General features: G+C 51.6%; 14 protein-coding genes. All 14 read right to left on the bottom strand.

The features are described from left to right. Positions 1-216 precede the first annotated feature (216 nt). Positions 217-2,292: an ATP-dependent zinc metalloprotease FtsH gene (gene ftsH / locus CRG97_RS00230; RefSeq protein WP_098741231.1), complete on the bottom strand. Its 2,076-nt coding sequence runs from the start codon at positions 2,290-2,292 to the stop codon at positions 217-219. 99 nt (positions 2,293-2,391) lie between these two features. Then, positions 2,392-2,931 (bottom strand): hypoxanthine phosphoribosyltransferase, encoded by a 540-nt coding sequence (gene hpt, locus CRG97_RS00225; protein WP_071221070.1) that lies wholly within the window; start codon positions 2,929-2,931, stop codon positions 2,392-2,394. Positions 2,932-2,999: 68 nt separating this feature from the next. Then, positions 3,000-4,430, bottom strand: a complete 1,431-nt coding sequence (gene tilS, locus CRG97_RS00220; protein WP_098741230.1) for a tRNA lysidine(34) synthetase TilS — start codon at positions 4,428-4,430, stop codon at positions 3,000-3,002. Positions 4,431-4,473: 43 nt separating this feature from the next. Then, a complete protein-coding gene (locus tag CRG97_RS00215) occupies positions 4,474-5,394 on the bottom strand; it encodes a serine/threonine protein kinase (RefSeq protein WP_098741229.1) in 921 nt (306 codons plus the stop codon). Beyond that, the gene (locus tag CRG97_RS00210; protein ID WP_076326532.1) at positions 5,378-6,118 is read right to left on the bottom strand and encodes a vWA domain-containing protein; all 741 of its coding nucleotides are present in this window, start codon (positions 6,116-6,118) and stop codon (positions 5,378-5,380) included. Before CRG97_RS00210 ends, CRG97_RS00215 begins: the two co-directional genes overlap by 17 nt. Before the next feature lie 167 nt (positions 6,119-6,285). Beyond that, on the bottom strand, positions 6,286-8,796 hold the full coding sequence (gene spoIIE / locus CRG97_RS00205) for a stage II sporulation protein E (protein ID WP_098741228.1): 2,511 nt from the start codon (positions 8,794-8,796) through the stop codon (positions 6,286-6,288). A gap of 345 nt (positions 8,797-9,141) precedes the next feature. Further along, positions 9,142-9,630 carry a S1 domain-containing RNA-binding protein gene (locus tag CRG97_RS00200; protein ID WP_009591896.1) on the bottom strand — a complete coding sequence of 163 codons (489 nt, stop codon included), beginning with the start codon at positions 9,628-9,630 and terminating at the stop codon, positions 9,142-9,144. Positions 9,631-9,744: 114 nt separating this feature from the next. Then, positions 9,745-10,095, bottom strand: coding sequence for an FtsB family cell division protein (locus CRG97_RS00195; RefSeq protein WP_098741227.1), 351 nt, complete (start codon positions 10,093-10,095; stop codon positions 9,745-9,747). A gap of 11 nt (positions 10,096-10,106) precedes the next feature. Then, the gene (yabQ, locus tag CRG97_RS00190; protein WP_098741226.1) at positions 10,107-10,676 is read right to left on the bottom strand and encodes a spore cortex biosynthesis protein YabQ; all 570 of its coding nucleotides are present in this window, start codon (positions 10,674-10,676) and stop codon (positions 10,107-10,109) included. Further along, the gene (gene yabP / locus CRG97_RS00185) at positions 10,673-10,954 is read right to left on the bottom strand and encodes a sporulation protein YabP (protein ID WP_009591926.1); all 282 of its coding nucleotides are present in this window, start codon (positions 10,952-10,954) and stop codon (positions 10,673-10,675) included. Before yabP ends, yabQ begins: the two co-directional genes overlap by 4 nt. A 217-nt stretch (positions 10,955-11,171) precedes the next feature. Continuing rightward, positions 11,172-11,450, bottom strand: a complete 279-nt coding sequence (locus CRG97_RS00180) for an RNA-binding S4 domain-containing protein (protein ID WP_076326537.1) — start codon at positions 11,448-11,450, stop codon at positions 11,172-11,174. Beyond that, positions 11,450-11,722: an HU family DNA-binding protein gene (locus tag CRG97_RS00175; protein ID WP_009591918.1), complete on the bottom strand. Its 273-nt coding sequence runs from the start codon at positions 11,720-11,722 to the stop codon at positions 11,450-11,452. Before CRG97_RS00175 ends, CRG97_RS00180 begins: the two co-directional genes overlap by 1 nt. Before the next feature lie 166 nt (positions 11,723-11,888). Then, positions 11,889-13,403: a bifunctional methyltransferase/pyrophosphohydrolase YabN gene (yabN, locus tag CRG97_RS00170; RefSeq protein WP_098741225.1), complete on the bottom strand. Its 1,515-nt coding sequence runs from the start codon at positions 13,401-13,403 to the stop codon at positions 11,889-11,891. A 92-nt stretch (positions 13,404-13,495) separates the two neighbouring features. After that, the gene (locus CRG97_RS00165; RefSeq protein ID WP_098741224.1) at positions 13,496-15,175 is read right to left on the bottom strand and encodes a putative polysaccharide biosynthesis protein; all 1,680 of its coding nucleotides are present in this window, start codon (positions 15,173-15,175) and stop codon (positions 13,496-13,498) included. Positions 15,176-15,316: the final 141 nt, after the last annotated feature.

Below are 15,316 nucleotides of genomic sequence, written 5' to 3'. Positions count from 1 at the left end.
CCTTTATGTAGTCCGGCGGTTCGCCGCTGATGACCATGTGACTTTCAGGATGGTTTCCACCTTTGTGAAAGGATGCGCATCCTTATTTAACAACTAATGTACACGTTCGTTCTGCCCCCTGTCAATGTGATAGAAAGCACAAAAAGAACCGGAAAACGAATTATCGTTCTCCGGTTCTTCAATTTTATTCGGTATTCGATGTTTTATCAGCGAATATTACGTTAAGCTGCTGTTACCGTTGTCCGATCCGCCTGGAGGATCCTTGCGCTCGGAATCTTTGCGCTCCGGCCCTGGATCATTCGAATCCATCGGGTTGTTCGGAATTTCTTCCGTGGAAGTCGGCTGCTCGCCGTCTTCTTTCCCTTGGATACGAACTTTCACGTCGCCAATGTTATCGATGATCGGTTCACCATTCTCGGTAGAACCTTCTCCTTCACCGTCGCCACTGCCGTTGCCTTCAGCTGATCCGGTCTCAATGAGATTCTTGATTTGCTCAAGCTCCAGCGTTTCCATCTCGAGGAGCGTGTTCGCAATCAGGTGAACCTCTTTAGCATGCTTATTCAGGATCTCTTTACATTTCTCATAGCAATCATTAATGAATCGCTGCATTTCCTGATCGATCTCATAAGCAATTCGATCACTATAGTTCTGCTCATGTCCGATATCACGTCCAAGGAACACTTGTCCTTGGGATGTACCGAACTGCATCGGTCCGAGCTTCTCACTCATACCGTATTCCACAACCATGCTGCGGATAATGCCTGTCGCTTGTTGGAAGTCACTGTATGCTCCGGTTCCGATTTCACCGATGAACAGCTCCTCAGCAACACGGCCGCCAAGCAAACCAGTTACGCGATCCAGCAATTCCTGCTTCGTCACGAGCATCCGATCTTCCTTCGGCATCATGATGACATACCCACCGGCACGGCCACGAGGAATAATTGTTACCTTATGCACCGTATCCGCATGCTCGAGGAAGTAACCCACAATGGTGTGACCTGCTTCATGGTAAGCTACGATACGTTTCTCACGGTCACTGATCACGCGGCTGCGTTTCTCCGTACCGACGATAACACGGTCAATCGCCTCATCCACTTCTCGCATGGAGATATCTTTACGGTTGCGGCGAGCCGCAAGCAAGGCAGCCTCGTTCAGGAGATTCTCCAGATCGGCGCCTGTAAAACCGGTTGTACGTTTGGCGATGATGTCAAGTTTAACATCCTTCGTCAATGGTTTGTTGCGTGCATGCACCTTCAGTACGGCTTCACGGCCCTTCACATCCGGGCGATCTACGGTAATCTGACGGTCAAAACGTCCCGGACGAAGAAGCGCCGGGTCCAAAATGTCCGGGCGGTTGGTCGCAGCAACGATGATAATGCCTTCGTTCGCTCCGAAACCGTCCATTTCAACCAGCAACTGGTTGAGTGTCTGCTCACGCTCGTCATGACCGCCGCCAAGTCCGGCGCCACGCTGACGACCCACAGCATCAATCTCATCAATGAAGATGATACATGGTGCATTCTTCTTCGCGTTCTCGAACAAGTCTCGTACACGAGAAGCACCGACACCGACAAACATCTCAACAAAGTCGGAACCGGAAATACTAAAGAATGGCACTCCTGCTTCACCAGCAACGGCACGAGCCAGGAGCGTCTTACCCGTTCCCGGAGGACCGACAAGCAGAACGCCCTTCGGAATGCGAGCGCCAACCGTGTTAAACTTGCGCGGATCTTTCAAGAAGTCAACAACTTCAACAAGTTCCTGCTTCTCTTCATCTGCTCCGGCTACATCTTCAAATGTAATCCGTTTCTTCTCTTCATTATATAAGCGGGCTTTGCTCTTACCAAAGTTCATCACTTTGCCGCCGCCGCCTTGGGCCTGATTAAACAGGAAGAAGAACAGAACAAACATAATGATGAGCGGAATAAAGGATGAAAGCAATGTCAGCCAAATGCTTTGGCCTTCCATTGGCTGCACGGACAGTTTGACGTTGTTGCTGTCACTGGCTGCAGTCAGCTCTTGCATCGCTGCATCCGTGGCAGGAATATAGGTTGAGAAATTCTCCGATTTTTTCTCTTCGGTAATCTCCCTATACTTACCGGTCACCAGATAAGCGTAACCGTCAAATTGTACCGTCATTTCCTCTATGTTGTTAGCTTTGACTTCCTGCCGCAGTTGATTATAACTAGGGGCATCGGCTTGCTCGCCGCCATTAGTAACGAATTGTACTATGCCCACCACGACTAAAAATAGAATCAAATAAAAACCAGAATTCCGGATGAACCGACTCATCCCCTACCTCCTCTCAAGACACATAAGATATTTTACCACAGCCTGTCTGGCCATCTCAACAAAGGGCCCTGAACTGTGATAGCAGCCCATTGGCGCGGTTTAACTGCTGTAGATTTCCGGCTTCAAAATCCCGATGTAGGGGAGGTTCCGGTAATGCTCGGCATAATCGAGTCCGTATCCGACAACAAAAGCATCCGGCAGCACGAATCCGGTGTAATCGGCCTGCAAATCCACCGTACGGCGTGCCGGCTTGTCAAACAGCGTGACAACGCACACCGAGTTTGCCTTGCGGCTCTTCAGAAGCTCAATCAAATGGCTCAGCGTAAGACCGCTGTCGATAATATCCTCCACAATCAGCACATCCCTGCCTTCAACGGATGCGTCCAGATCTTTAATGATCTTCACCACGCCGGAGGATTTGGTTGATGCCCCATAGCTGGATACAGCCATGAAATCCAACTCAAGAGGTACTGTTATGGATTTAACCAAGTCGGCCATAAAAATAAATGCACCTTTAAGAACGCAAATAACGAGTGGATTGCGTCCCACATATTCGGCGCTGAGTTTGGAACCAAGTTCCTTAATCTTTGCGTGAATCTCTTCTTCACTGATGAGTATTTCCTGAATGTCATTCTGCAACTTAAGTGGACCTCCTACGTTTATACTATGAAAGCGTGAAACGGGCCATTCTTCGTTTTACACTTGCCTTAAGCATCCGATAGCTCCATCCGGAGAACTCGTGATGTGTGCCGCCCGCAAGCGGCGTGAACGGAACGTCGTACACCTGGAATCCACACGATGCTGCCGGAACCGTCACAAAGAATAGGAATCCGGGCACGGACAGACGGTGGGATTTTCTCATCAATGAGAATATCTTTCACCTTTTTGCTTCCGTTTAATCCCATGATCTTCATCTTGTCCCCCGGCTGTCTGTTACGCAAGGTTAAAGGAAACCTCAGCTCATCCGCATCAAAATCCGCCACAAAGGCTGATGGTCTGGAGCCGCTCCGGCTTTCGCTTCCTGTCATTGACGACAATTTCAGCATTTTTCCGATTTCCTTAACATACTGCTGCGAAACATCAGGAGAATCAAGAATGTATATGTACTGTCCCTGTTCATTCGGAGGCTTAGGCCAAAACTGGATCACTCCATACTCACGAACACAGGTAATGCCGTCACCCAGATCCAGACGCCAGTTGCTTCGCTGATCGTTAAGAATGCCATGGCGCACCGTTTCAATCTTGACAAAATCGGTGTTTTCCTGGTCTGAGGGCAGGTAATTTAATATTAGTTTAATCAAACGCCGTTGTAAAGCGACATGTAAGCCCAAAAAGGAAGGCGCGTCGAAAGCGAGCCTCCCATCGTTCTCCTGTACCATACTCCGAAATTGCTTCGCAGCTTCAAGCTCCACAAAATCATCCTCCTGCTGGACTATCTCGGCCAGCTGATTGAGTGAGGAGGAGAACTGACCATTATATCGTTCCAGAAAAGGCAATACTTCCAGGCGAATCGCATTACGGCGGTACTTCGTCTGTAGATTGCTATGATCCACCGCATACTGGAAACCGCATTCGTGGCACAGCTCTACGATATCCGCCTTGTACATACGAAGGAACGGGCGGATAAGTTCCACTTTTTTTTCCGTGCGCTTAAATTTTATTCCGGCAAGTCCGGACAAGCCGCTTCCGCGCAGAAGCCTCATGAGTACCGTCTCAGCTTGGTCGTCAGCATGATGAGCCAGAGCCACGGAGCGCGCATTGTATTTATGAGCCGTTTGCAGCAGAAATTCATAACGCTTCTCTCTTGCAGCCTCCTGCCCACCCTTGCCGCTCTCTTCCATATAAGCAGGAATATCGATGAACGCCGTTTCTAATGGAAGTCCGAGCCGCTCCACCAGTTCACGCACCATCTCCGCCTCTTGGTCCGATTCTTTCCGAAACCCATGATGCACATGGGCGCAGATCAATCGGAGCGGTGTCCGGTGCAAAGAAATTTCATGCAGCACGTGCAGGAGCGCAACGGAATCAGGCCCGCCGGAAACAGCGACCACGATGCTATCACCTTCTGACCACAGATCAAACTCTGCGGCTGTACGCTCGACATGGTTGACGAATGTCCGTAAATAATCCTGTTTCACTTCCAGGTCCCCTTTATGAACTCCCAGTAACAAGGTAACAACTTCATGAGCGGAAGAAAAAATAAACAGCAAGGGCCATGATGAGTAACGACAAACCAAACGCGTTCTTCAGCCAACGCGGAGTTCGTCCTGGATTAGGACGCACGTTCCTGCCCGAACCTTCGTATATTCGTTTTCTCCACTCGTTCAACGCTTCCCGTGAATCCGCGAAATCCCCCGATAAAGCCTTGTTCAGCCAAACAGCGTATGGTTTGAACACAAGGTTTCTTCGCAGCACCAGCTGCAGATCTGCAACACTACGGGTCTGGGGAAGCTGACAAGACGCCTCCCGTAATGATTTCTCATCCAGCAGGCCGATACACATCACGGCAAACGAGAACAAATCATAGGTTACGTCGCCAGTCCGGCTTCCGGCATTCCAGTATCCCCGATCATACCATTCCGTAAATTGCTTTACGCTGCGTCCGAAAGGGCTGACGCCTCCGTAATCGATCAGTTCCACTCTTCCGTATGCCGAGACCATCACATTATCCGGCTTCAAATCACCGAATGCATAACCGGATGCATGCAGAACGGACAGCTTCTCGAGCAGCTTCAGTCCGATCAATCCGATCCAGTCGGCACCGCGTTTGCGAATAAAATGATGCAGCGGACTCCCCTCAATGTAACGCATAACATAGAAGGACACTTCGCCGCTGCCGTCATGATGATCGTCCGCCTCCACGAGATACGGGTCCGGCATCTGTTCTTTTAACGCATTCAGCACATTAATTTCGGATTGAAGATCCAGAGCGTCATACCCTACTTTTAAAGCATAACGCCCGCGTACTCCTGCCCGGTGAACCAGATACACCTTGCCGTTAGCCCCTTTGCCGAGCATACGTTCCACGATGTACCGGCTGTTCCGCCACTTGCCTTTAATTACGGTTCCTGGCGGATAACCCGGGTTAGACAACGTAGTCACCGAGCATCCCTTCCTCTTGGCTGGAATGACCCTGCCATGATTGATTACCTTCTAGTGTACCATATCGGTAAAATTCAATCACCTTTAACAAGGCAGGTCCAGTCGGCGTCGCCCCTCTCATCTGCAGGCGGCTGAACATTCCCCGGGCACCGTCAAGATCTGAGGTCCAATTCACGTCCATCACGATATCCTCGCCGCTGTGTTTTCCAGGAAAATGGAATACGGACAATTCGCTTGAGCCTGCGCGCGCTTTCAAACTCAGCATCAAATCACGTATCGCTTCCTCAACGGCAGCCAGCTTGGGTTTCATGCTTGCACTTGCATCGATTAACAGCGCGACTTGCAGGGATGATGTCTCAGCCAGCTCATCCACCACTTCCACGACCTGCGAACGCTTGTCCGGCGGAAGCTCCTCCAGCGACCCGCCCCCCAGAATATGCTGTATCTCCTTATTTACCGCTTGTTGGATCGTCTGAACCACCGTTTTCCGAGTCATCATCTGTATCGTCTGCGCCAGCTGTGGTGTGCCTACGATCCGGTGTATGCCTCCTCCCGCTTTGGCTATCTCCTGAATTTCCAATCCCCCAAGCTCGCCGATCGTCCCGTAATCAAGAACCCCCACCACATTCACGACAATACCATCCTGGAGCGCATGGGCTGCGGCCAGAACTGGACTGGCCCCAACGTTAGAGCACCCGTCCGTAATCAGTAGAATTTGCTTCATAATAAATGATCGCCTCCGTCTCATCCATTCCTATCGATTTGACTTCTATCTCTATCATTTCCACATTCAAGAGAGTTCAAACGATATATAGGAAGAATAGACGTAAAAAGATTTACCACATCCGGGGGCCTCCATTTCCCGGGTAATCGCTTGATTTATCTAACGCATCAGCTAACCGTTCGCGGCCGCTCCATTCGGGCAAAGCCCGGAACATGCACATTCGACCATTCCGGGTGGAAGTGATCCACACGCCCGACCACCACCGTCATATCATCATGAATTTGATTCTGCTGGTAGCGAATGACCTTCTCCAACAAACAATCGGCAATTTCCTGCGGATCCTCACTGTTCACTTCCTGAATCATCCGTTTCATCCATAGCTCCTTGTTTACCGCATAACCCGGCGCATCATATATGCCATCCGTCATCATGATGAGAACATCACCGGCCTGCAGCTGTAATGACACCAGGTCCACTTCGATATCCTGAATGATCCCAATCGGAAGATTGCTGGCCGAGACCGGTATGACATCATTCCCTCGTTTGATAAAGCTTGGCGTCGAACCGATCTTCATAAAGGTGGTCTGAGCCGTATATTGATCGATTAGGGCCATATCGACCGTGGCATAGATTTCATCCGGCGAGCGCAGCATCAGAATCGAGTTGACCGATTTGATCGCCAGCTTCTCATCCATCCCGGATTGAAGCAGCTGTTCTAATATATTCAGAGCCGAGCTGCTCTCGAGCCGTGCCCTTTCCCCGTTGCCCATACCATCACTAAGCGCTACCGCAAACGTCCCGTTGCCCAGCTCGACCGTACTGAAGCTGTCACCTGATAAAATATCCCCTCCCTTAGCCGCTGCGGCTACGCCCGTCATAATTTCATATGTTTTCGCTGAGCCGAATCGCACGGTGGCCAATCCATCCCTTGGATGGATCAAGGTCTCTTCCATTACGGCGATATGCTCCCCGAGAATGTCGGACAGCAGAGGTCCGATAATCTTCCTGCATTCGTCATAACCCCGGGTGTATGCATGAACGATCTCAATCTCGACCTGCCCGGAGTCCAAACTGATGATATCGATGCCTTGAACCGATAAGCCCAGCTGCTGAAGCGCTTCCCGAATCTGTTCTTCCTGAATGTGCATGGTCTGGCTTTCCCGCTTAATCTCTCGGGCCAAGTCTTCCATGACCTGCGAAACCCCGGATAATTGTTCCGCTACCAGATGACGGCTATCGTATATTTGGCGTTTCCACTGCATATCATGTTGGTAAAGATGATACTGCTGCTTGAGGATGCCGAGCACCTCCTCCTTCTTGGCACAGATCCGGCTCCATTCCGGCGGCAGATCGTCTGCTTCCATCTCAGGATTCTCCTCGATCGAGGTCATCATATCGGTCATATATTTATAAGTCTGGTAAAATTTCATGTCCCAGCACTGGTTCCGTTTAAAGCATGTGGCACAGCTTCCCTCCGCCACGGCATTCATGAAATGATTCATCTCCTCCGTTTGTTTGCCTGGAGGCTGTATAACCCCGGACGTCTGTCCGAAGCTTTGCGAGAGCTGCCGGAACACCCGGGAAAATTGGGTCACACGGTCCGCTGTAAGATCCCGGACCCGCTTGGCGTATTCATGCTGTGAACGGGTATGATCCTGCGTGCCAGGCACATATTTGCCTATAGCCTGCATCACGCTCTTGGGCGTAATGAGGAATAACACGATAGCCGCGCAGGTTTCCCAAGTGGAGATCATCACCTCTCCAGGATTGCTGAAATAGATGGAGAGAATGGTTGCCCCCAGCAGCATTCCCAGCGAAACACCGCCTTTCTTCCCTTCCTTCAGCATACCGGCGAGCATCCCGGAAAAGGCGAGCAAACTCATCTGGGAGAATGCCGAAATGTTGGCAAGACTGAGGATGAGGCCCGTTACTACGCCAACCGAGGCGCCTAGCGGAGCTCCCCCGACTAGGGCAAACAGCAGAATTAAGTATCGGGATAAGACATGCTCTACCGACAGGGATTGGATCGTCCAGCCAACGGCACCTGTCATGACCGACGCCAGCAAAATGATAATGCATAGAATTTCTTCATTTCGAAGAGCATGCGTTTTTTTACGAAGCGTCAGCACCGGAATCGCTTGGATAAAGACCAATGTCAGGACAAAGCTGAGCACGGCGTTCAGGGTGAGCATCATCATGGAATACCAGGTAATGCTCGGTCCGATGAGAACACTGAACAGATTCACGAAGAAGGTGGAGACAAATACCATTAGCGGCGCATACGACAATTCTGCCCGATCATAGGTCTCCAATCCCCGCATCATAAAGTAAAAGATCAAGATTTCTGCCGGTACCATCCATGCCACCGGAAAGGACGCAAATAAACTTCCTGCAACGATCGCTGCGCCTACCGGCAGCAAAACATCGCGACGCATAAAGGCAATGACTGCAAAATAAGCGACTGCAAATGGAGACAGCTCTCCCAGAATCATAGCTCGTCCGAGTAGAAAACCCATGAAGGTTAGCAGGATCATCCACTTCTTAGCGGCCAGGAAGTGGATGGGACGCTGTAGAAAAGGCAGCTGCCCTAACCGTTCTGTTACACGGGCACGAATGGAACCCGCTCCCCCTTTGACTGCCTCAGTACCCGGAAACATCACCAGATTTCTTTTATCCATTACGCTGGCACCCCATTCTTCACGAATTTGTTGGTCCCATTATAAAACCCCTGTTCAGGAAAGTTTGTCAGAACACCGGACAAGCCCCAAAGAAATTTCCGACAAAATCAACGTGTCTTGCGAACGTTCGGGAAAAGAGCGTTCATCCCCCACGCCCAGCGGTGTTTACACGCCTCAACTCTGGAGCATTCTTGCGGATCATTTCCCGAATTGAGGCGGACAGGCCGTGCTCATTCCACACGGAAGCGCCGTAAATTGCGTAGGAACCTGTCGTACCCTTGGATGCAACGACAAAAAAACCGCAGAAGGCGATTTCCCTCTGCGGTCAGTTTATATTTTATCGAATTACATACGTTTGGCTCCGCGTCCCCCGCGTTTGCCTTCCGTATTCTTCTTAAGCGAAGAGATTCGTTCTTCACTGTCTTTTAGGAAGCGTGACATTTTATCCTCAAATGAAGGCTTGTTGGCCGCAGGCTTAAACGGGCGTCCGCCGCGTTCACGGTTGAATCCTCCACCACCGCCACCTCCGAATCGTTCTCCGCCGCCGCCACTGCGTTCCGGTCTCGGTGCGCGGGGTGGACGACTTTCGGAAGCCGGCTTGTCGACAGCCTGCTTGATCGAAAGACCGATCTTGCCGTCCTTGTCGACATTAATCACCTTCACGGTAACGACATCGTTGATCTTCAAATGATCGTTGACATCCTTAACGTAGTTGTCGGCGATCTCCGAGATGTGAACGAGACCCGTGACACCTCCTGACAGATCCACAAATGCTCCAAAATGCGTTATGCCTGTCACCTTGCCCTCTAACTTGGTGCCCACTTCAATTGCCATAGAATAAAATGATCCTCCCTTAAAAATATACAGTCCGATTTATAAATCGCGCTGCGGTGATTTGATTATACGATAATGACCTAAACAAGGTCAACAGACGTCTGTCATGCCTAATTACGGCTCTTCGCCCGAATTTTGGGGCTGAATGATCGGCGTCTCATTTGGCAGATACAGTCCAAACTTCTTGCGGGCAATCTGCCCGATATATTCAGGGTCCTTCAATCGCTCCACTTCATGAGTAATCTGGATTAGCGACTGTTCAACGGACTTATAATCCTCTTGCTTTTGAGCTAGCGCTTCGTTCTGATTACGGATGCGGTCATTCTGGGACCAGAGCGTTGAACCTGCCCAGATCAAAAACAGCGCCATCATCGCCACAAACATTCTTTTACGCCGGCGTGCGCCTTTGTTCTTTGTCTTGGTTTGTTGGGGAGCCTGCTTCGATGGATCAGCAAATCTTCCCATGACCATACCTCCTAAAACCAGCGCTTCCACGCCTTGATAACCTTGTCCGCGAATTGCTTGCACCATGCCGGCAGCCTGACTCTGGATGTGATCGGTCTCAGCATCCATTTCAAAAGTCGCCAAAAAGGCATGAGGCATTTAAGGACTAAACGCAACAGCGACAGGAGAAACTTCCATAGAAACCTTAACAATCCTAAGATGAGCATCAGGATTCCTTTGATCGGATTCCACAATAAGATACGGAACAGCTTGTACAAAAAGGACAACAAGCCTTTTGTCACTTGAATTAACATTACCACAAAACGCTGGGTTATGACACTCCATAATAAAAAATAGATCCAAACCCCTATAAACAGGCCCACAAACACATAAAAACGCAGTTGACCGTCATTGGTCACATACAACATGCGAAAAATGAAGAAGGCTGCCGCAATCCAGTAAAGGAAGTCCAGGGTATGCTTGGACCATTGCGGGAAACGGAGCTGCCCTGCCAGCACCCGGTAGCTGTCGAAGGCGACTCCCATCGCTGCTCCGGAGAAGAGCATCCAGAGCAGCGTGATCCATTGTACGCTGGGGTTCATTTAAACAGCTTACCTAGCAGACTCTTGTTCTTGGTCTGCGAACCGGGATTCAAATAAATCAGTGAGTGCACCTGACCTTCAATCGACAAAAGCCCCTCTTCCAGGCTGAGATTTTTAATATGTAAATTTTGCCCCCGAATGGTGAGATGCCCAAGCTCGGTTTGAAGCAGAAATTCTTCACTGTCAAAGCTCTCCACATTTTGGACACCCGTAATGTCCAGCAGCTTCCGGTTCTGCATCCGCAGGTCATGAAACTTGCCCTTCCCTTGGTCGATCATGGCATGTACCCCTCCTTTTAACAATAGCTTATGGGAAGGCGCCTGTCTTTAGAACCGGAAGAAGAGCAACCGCTTCAGGAATGATCGTGACGCTGCAAGGAATGCACGGAGAAAGAACGCGAGCGGGAGGTCCAATGTTTATACACCCATGATAAACATAAAAACGTCCCCCACACCATATGGTGAGAGGGACGTTTGATAGAACGGCTCGGGCTGCTTACCAGTCCAATCCGCGATCTTTAACGATCGGTTCTTCCTTGACCAAGGTATAGAGGCTGGTCGCCTCATCTTTACGGGTTGTCTCGGTAAGACGCTCGACCCGGACGGTCACCAGCTTCTGACCAAATTGGACGGTGATCTCATCGCCCAATTTAACCGTGCTGCTCGGCTTGGCCTCACGGCCATTGATCAGCACCCGACCTTGATCCGATACATCTTTCGCTACGGTACGCCGCTTGATTAACCTCGATACTTTCAGGAATTTATCGACACGCATTATTTTACGGCTTCTTTAAGCTTGTTACCTGCCTTGAACGCAGGAACGTTGGATTCTGGAATTTCGATTGTATTACCTGTTTGCGGGTTGCGGCCTGTACGTCCAGCGCGCTTGCGAGTTTCGAATGTACCAAAGCCGATCAATTGAACTTTATCGCCATTAGCCAAAGCTTCAGTAATTTCACCAAGGAAGCCGTTCAAGACGTTCTCTACGTCTTTTTTTGTCAATCCACTTTTACCGGAAATGTTGTTGATCAGATCTGTTTTGTTCATGAATTAAATCCTCCCAATTATCAGAAAAATATAAGATTTTACGGTTATTCGGTTAAACCGCCTTGCAATCTGCAAGATTTCACCATTAATGATTATTCTGGATTCCTTGCGGAATTCCTGCCGCAAATCCCTATTTTTTTATTTTTTACGTGAAAAGTTGCCTTTTTCACACATCGATACCGCCGCTTTGTGTCGATCCCGATTTAGCTGCCTGCCATAGGGCTTCCATCTCGTCCAGGGTACTTTCCTTCAAGGTTTTCCCCTGGGCGGCAAGCTGCTCCTCTATGTAGCTGAAGCGGCTGACAAACTTCCGGTTCGTTCTCGAAAGAGCCTCTTCCGGGTCCGTCCCGATAAATCTTGCCGCATTGGAGACCGCGAACAGCAGATCGCCGAGCTCAAGCGCCGTATCCTCATCAGACTGGCCCTCGGTCACCGCCTGCCTCAGTTCACCGAGTTCCTCTTCAATCTTCTGGAACACGCCTTCGATGCTATCCCAATCGAAACCAACCTTGGATGTCTTCTTCTGGAGCTTGTACGCCTTCATCAAGGCGGGAAGATCCCGCGGGATGCCATCCAGTGCCGAGGCTTTCTCTGGGGAGAGCCCTTTGCGGCGCTTCTCTTCCGCTTTCATCTGCTCCCAGTTCTGCAGGGCAGATTCCGCATCTTTGGCGCTGCTCTCGCCAAAGACATGCGGGTGACGGAAGATCAGCTTGTCATTCAGCGCTTGAATGACATCATACACCGTAAAGGTACCGAGCTCCTCTTCCATCTGAGAATGCAGCATAATCTGCAGCAGCAGATCCCCGAGTTCTTCCTGCATATGCTCAGGATCATCCTCATCAATCGTCTCTAATACCTCATAGGTTTCTTCGATCAGATTTTTGCGGATGGATTCATGGGTCTGCTCACGGTCCCATGGACAGCCCTCAGGACTGCGCAGAATGCCAACGATCTCATGGAGTCTGGCAAACGTTCGCTGTCGAAGCAGGCTGTCATCGCTTCGGGGTACGTAGACCAGCGACAGATTCCCATATCCGTCGATGCGATCAAGCTCGTAGAGCGGCACGCGCTGGATCACTTCCTCGCCCTCAACGCCCAGCGCATGGCCGACAATGACCGGATATTCGTCCGGATACAGTTCCATCAGCGCCAGTTTAACTTCCGAAGCGGTAAACATGTCATACACCTGGCCGATCAGGGTATGGAGCTGCGGCTGGATGACACTTGCACGTAGCTCAGCCGCATCGAGAAGCTGGAAGCCCTCAATGGGATCGAAACCAAGGCGAACGAAGGCCTCGTCCAGAAAGCTCTCACCGCCGAGCACCGTAAGCGTCACATTTTCTCCCGGGCAGCGCTCCCGTAATAACCGAACCGTTGCCTCCGCTACCATCGGATGCCCGGGCACCGCGTAGACAAGCTCACGATCATCCTCGGCAGCCTTAGCCAAGTTGATTAGCGCGGATGCAATGGATTCGTACACCTCGGGAAAGGTGTCATGCGCTTCATACACATGGTCAAACGATTCCGGGTGAATCTGGAACTCATTCAACGCAGCGATGACGGGATGAGATAATGTACGCACATACACCTTCGATGCCCGCTGCATGGTTTTTATGATACCTATCGTCAATCGATCAGGGTTGCCAGAACCCAAGCCGACCACCGTAATGGATGCACTCATACGCTACTTCCTTTCGTCTTCGTCCGCCTTGTCGACGTCATTATCGTACACTACTATATCACAGAAGATCAAACATCTCACGTCGGCCCGGGTCAGCGCAGCACGCGCAGGGCACGCAAGAAGGCCGCCAGCGGGCTTCCGACCTTCGGCAACATTCGAAGCTCCTCCTCGGTGAGGAGCTTCGTGAGCGCGGCGCCGATAAGGAAGGCGCCGCAGCCAGCCGCGACGCCGCTCAGGCTCGCAGCCGCGTGTGTGAGGCGGCCCGGGGCGAGGCCAGCAGCCGCCAGGATGCCGCCGGCTGCCTCACCTGCGCCCCAGGCGGCCAGTGCCACCGCGGCGAGGACCGGCAGCGTCCTCGCGAACATGCCGCCGACGTCAAGGCGAGCGCCGGCGCTTCGCGAGAGCAGCGCGAGGTTAAGCGCGGCGGCGGTCAGATGCGCAGCCACGCCGGCGATGGCTGCGCCGGTAATGCCGAACTGCGGCACCAACAGCAGGTTGAGCAGCAGCTTGAGCCCAGCCGCAGCCAGCAGATGAACCGCCGGTGCTTTTACAATGCCGATGCCTTGAAGCAGCGCAGCCGTTATCGTGCTTAGCGTACCCCCAGCAGCGGTAAAGGCAATCACCTGCATCGTCACCGTCCCTGCAGCATCCTCGTACAGCATGACGTTAATCGGCTCAGCCAGCACTGCCAAGCCTACGGAGGCCGTCATCCCGATCAGCCAAAACCAACGGAGGGCCATGCGGGTTTGGCTTGCAACCCGGGCGGACTCTCCTTTGAACTTGGCCTCCGCCAGCGCAGGGATAAACAGAACCGACAACGAAGTAGCCAGCATCGTAACCAACTGGACAAGCGGCAATCCGCGGTTATAGACCCCAAACTCCGCCATGGCCGTTGCTTCGCCCAGTCCACCGGATGTCAATAACCGGGGCACCGTGAAGGTATCCACCAGTCCAATCAGCGGAACAGCGAGCAGACTAAGACAGACGGGGATTCCATAAGCAAGCAGGCGGCCAAGTAGAACACCTGCTCCCTCTCTAGTTACATCGGCACGCATCCCCGTTTCGTTCATACCCGCCGCTCCGAATCCTTGACTTACTTCTCCTTGTATTTCACCCCGAGTTGACCGGATATGCTTGCGCCAGTATAGTCCCATCACCAATAGACCGGCGGCGCCACCGGCAGCAGATCCGAGCAGCGCTCCGGCGGCAATTACGTCAGGATCGGCACCGGCACGGATCATGTAGAGCAGCAGCACAATCATGACCCCAACACGGACAACCTGCTCCGTAATCTGGGAGATTGCCGTTGGCACCATATTGTGCAGCCCTTGAAAATAACCGCGCAGGACCGACATCCAAGGCACGAATGCCAGCGCCAACGCACCTGCGCGGAGGGCGGGCACAACCTGACTGCTTCCGATCCACATCCCGATCCACGGAGCACAGACATACATCAGGAAGCCGAGAATTAGACCGAACAGCACCAACGAGACGGAAGACAGGCGCAGCAGGCGATGGCCGTCCTCAGTGCGCCCTTCGGCCTCATATTCTGCCACATATTTGGAGACCGCCGCGGGGAAGCCAACCGCCGCTATCGTAATGATCATCATATAGAACGGATAAACCGTATTGTAGATGCCAAAGACGGCATCCCCACCCATATTTTGCAGCGGTATTTTTTGCAGCGTGCCAATCAGCTTGGACAGAAGCGCGGCCGCACTGAGAATAAACGCTCCCTGTAGAAGCCTTGCCCCTGTTTGATCTGGTTTCATATCCTCTTCCAATCCCCTAGTTTCTTTTTTTCGTATCACAGGCCAAACATCTGCGCAGATGCTGCCATGTGTACCTCCATTATAACCAAGGGTGGGAGAGGGGTACAAAAAGGAGAAACCGGACAACAAAAACTCCCAGCT

Source organism: Paenibacillus sp. EZ-K15, assembly GCF_002573715.1.
Taxonomy (GTDB): Bacteria; Bacillota; Bacilli; order Paenibacillales; family Paenibacillaceae; genus Paenibacillus_AQ.
The sequence above is the reverse complement of the archived record's forward strand: the minus strand, read 5'-3'. Positions and strand labels throughout refer to the sequence as shown.

Coding starts and splice junctions, on each gene's coding strand:
- ftsH (WP_098741231.1), bottom strand. CDS start 2,292: ATGAGTCGGTTCATCCGGAATTCTGGTTTTTATTTGATTCTATTTTTA.
- CRG97_RS00210 (WP_076326532.1), bottom strand. CDS start 6,118: ATGAAGCAAATTCTACTGATTACGGACGGGTGCTCTAACGTTGGGGCC.
- spoIIE (WP_098741228.1), bottom strand. CDS start 8,796: ATGGATAAAAGAAATCTGGTGATGTTTCCGGGTACTGAGGCAGTCAAA.
- CRG97_RS00200 (WP_009591896.1), bottom strand. CDS start 9,630: ATGGCAATTGAAGTGGGCACCAAGTTAGAGGGCAAGGTGACAGGCATA.
- CRG97_RS00195 (WP_098741227.1), bottom strand. CDS start 10,095: ATGGGAAGATTTGCTGATCCATCGAAGCAGGCTCCCCAACAAACCAAG.
- yabQ (WP_098741226.1), bottom strand. CDS start 10,676: ATGAACCCCAGCGTACAATGGATCACGCTGCTCTGGATGCTCTTCTCC.
- yabP (WP_009591926.1), bottom strand. CDS start 10,954: ATGATCGACCAAGGGAAGGGCAAGTTTCATGACCTGCGGATGCAGAAC.
- CRG97_RS00180 (WP_076326537.1), bottom strand. CDS start 11,450: ATGCGTGTCGATAAATTCCTGAAAGTATCGAGGTTAATCAAGCGGCGT.
- CRG97_RS00175 (WP_009591918.1), bottom strand. CDS start 11,722: ATGAACAAAACAGATCTGATCAACAACATTTCCGGTAAAAGTGGATTG.
- yabN (WP_098741225.1), bottom strand. CDS start 13,403: ATGAGTGCATCCATTACGGTGGTCGGCTTGGGTTCTGGCAACCCTGAT.
- CRG97_RS00165 (WP_098741224.1), bottom strand. CDS start 15,175: ATGAAACCAGATCAAACAGGGGCAAGGCTTCTACAGGGAGCGTTTATT.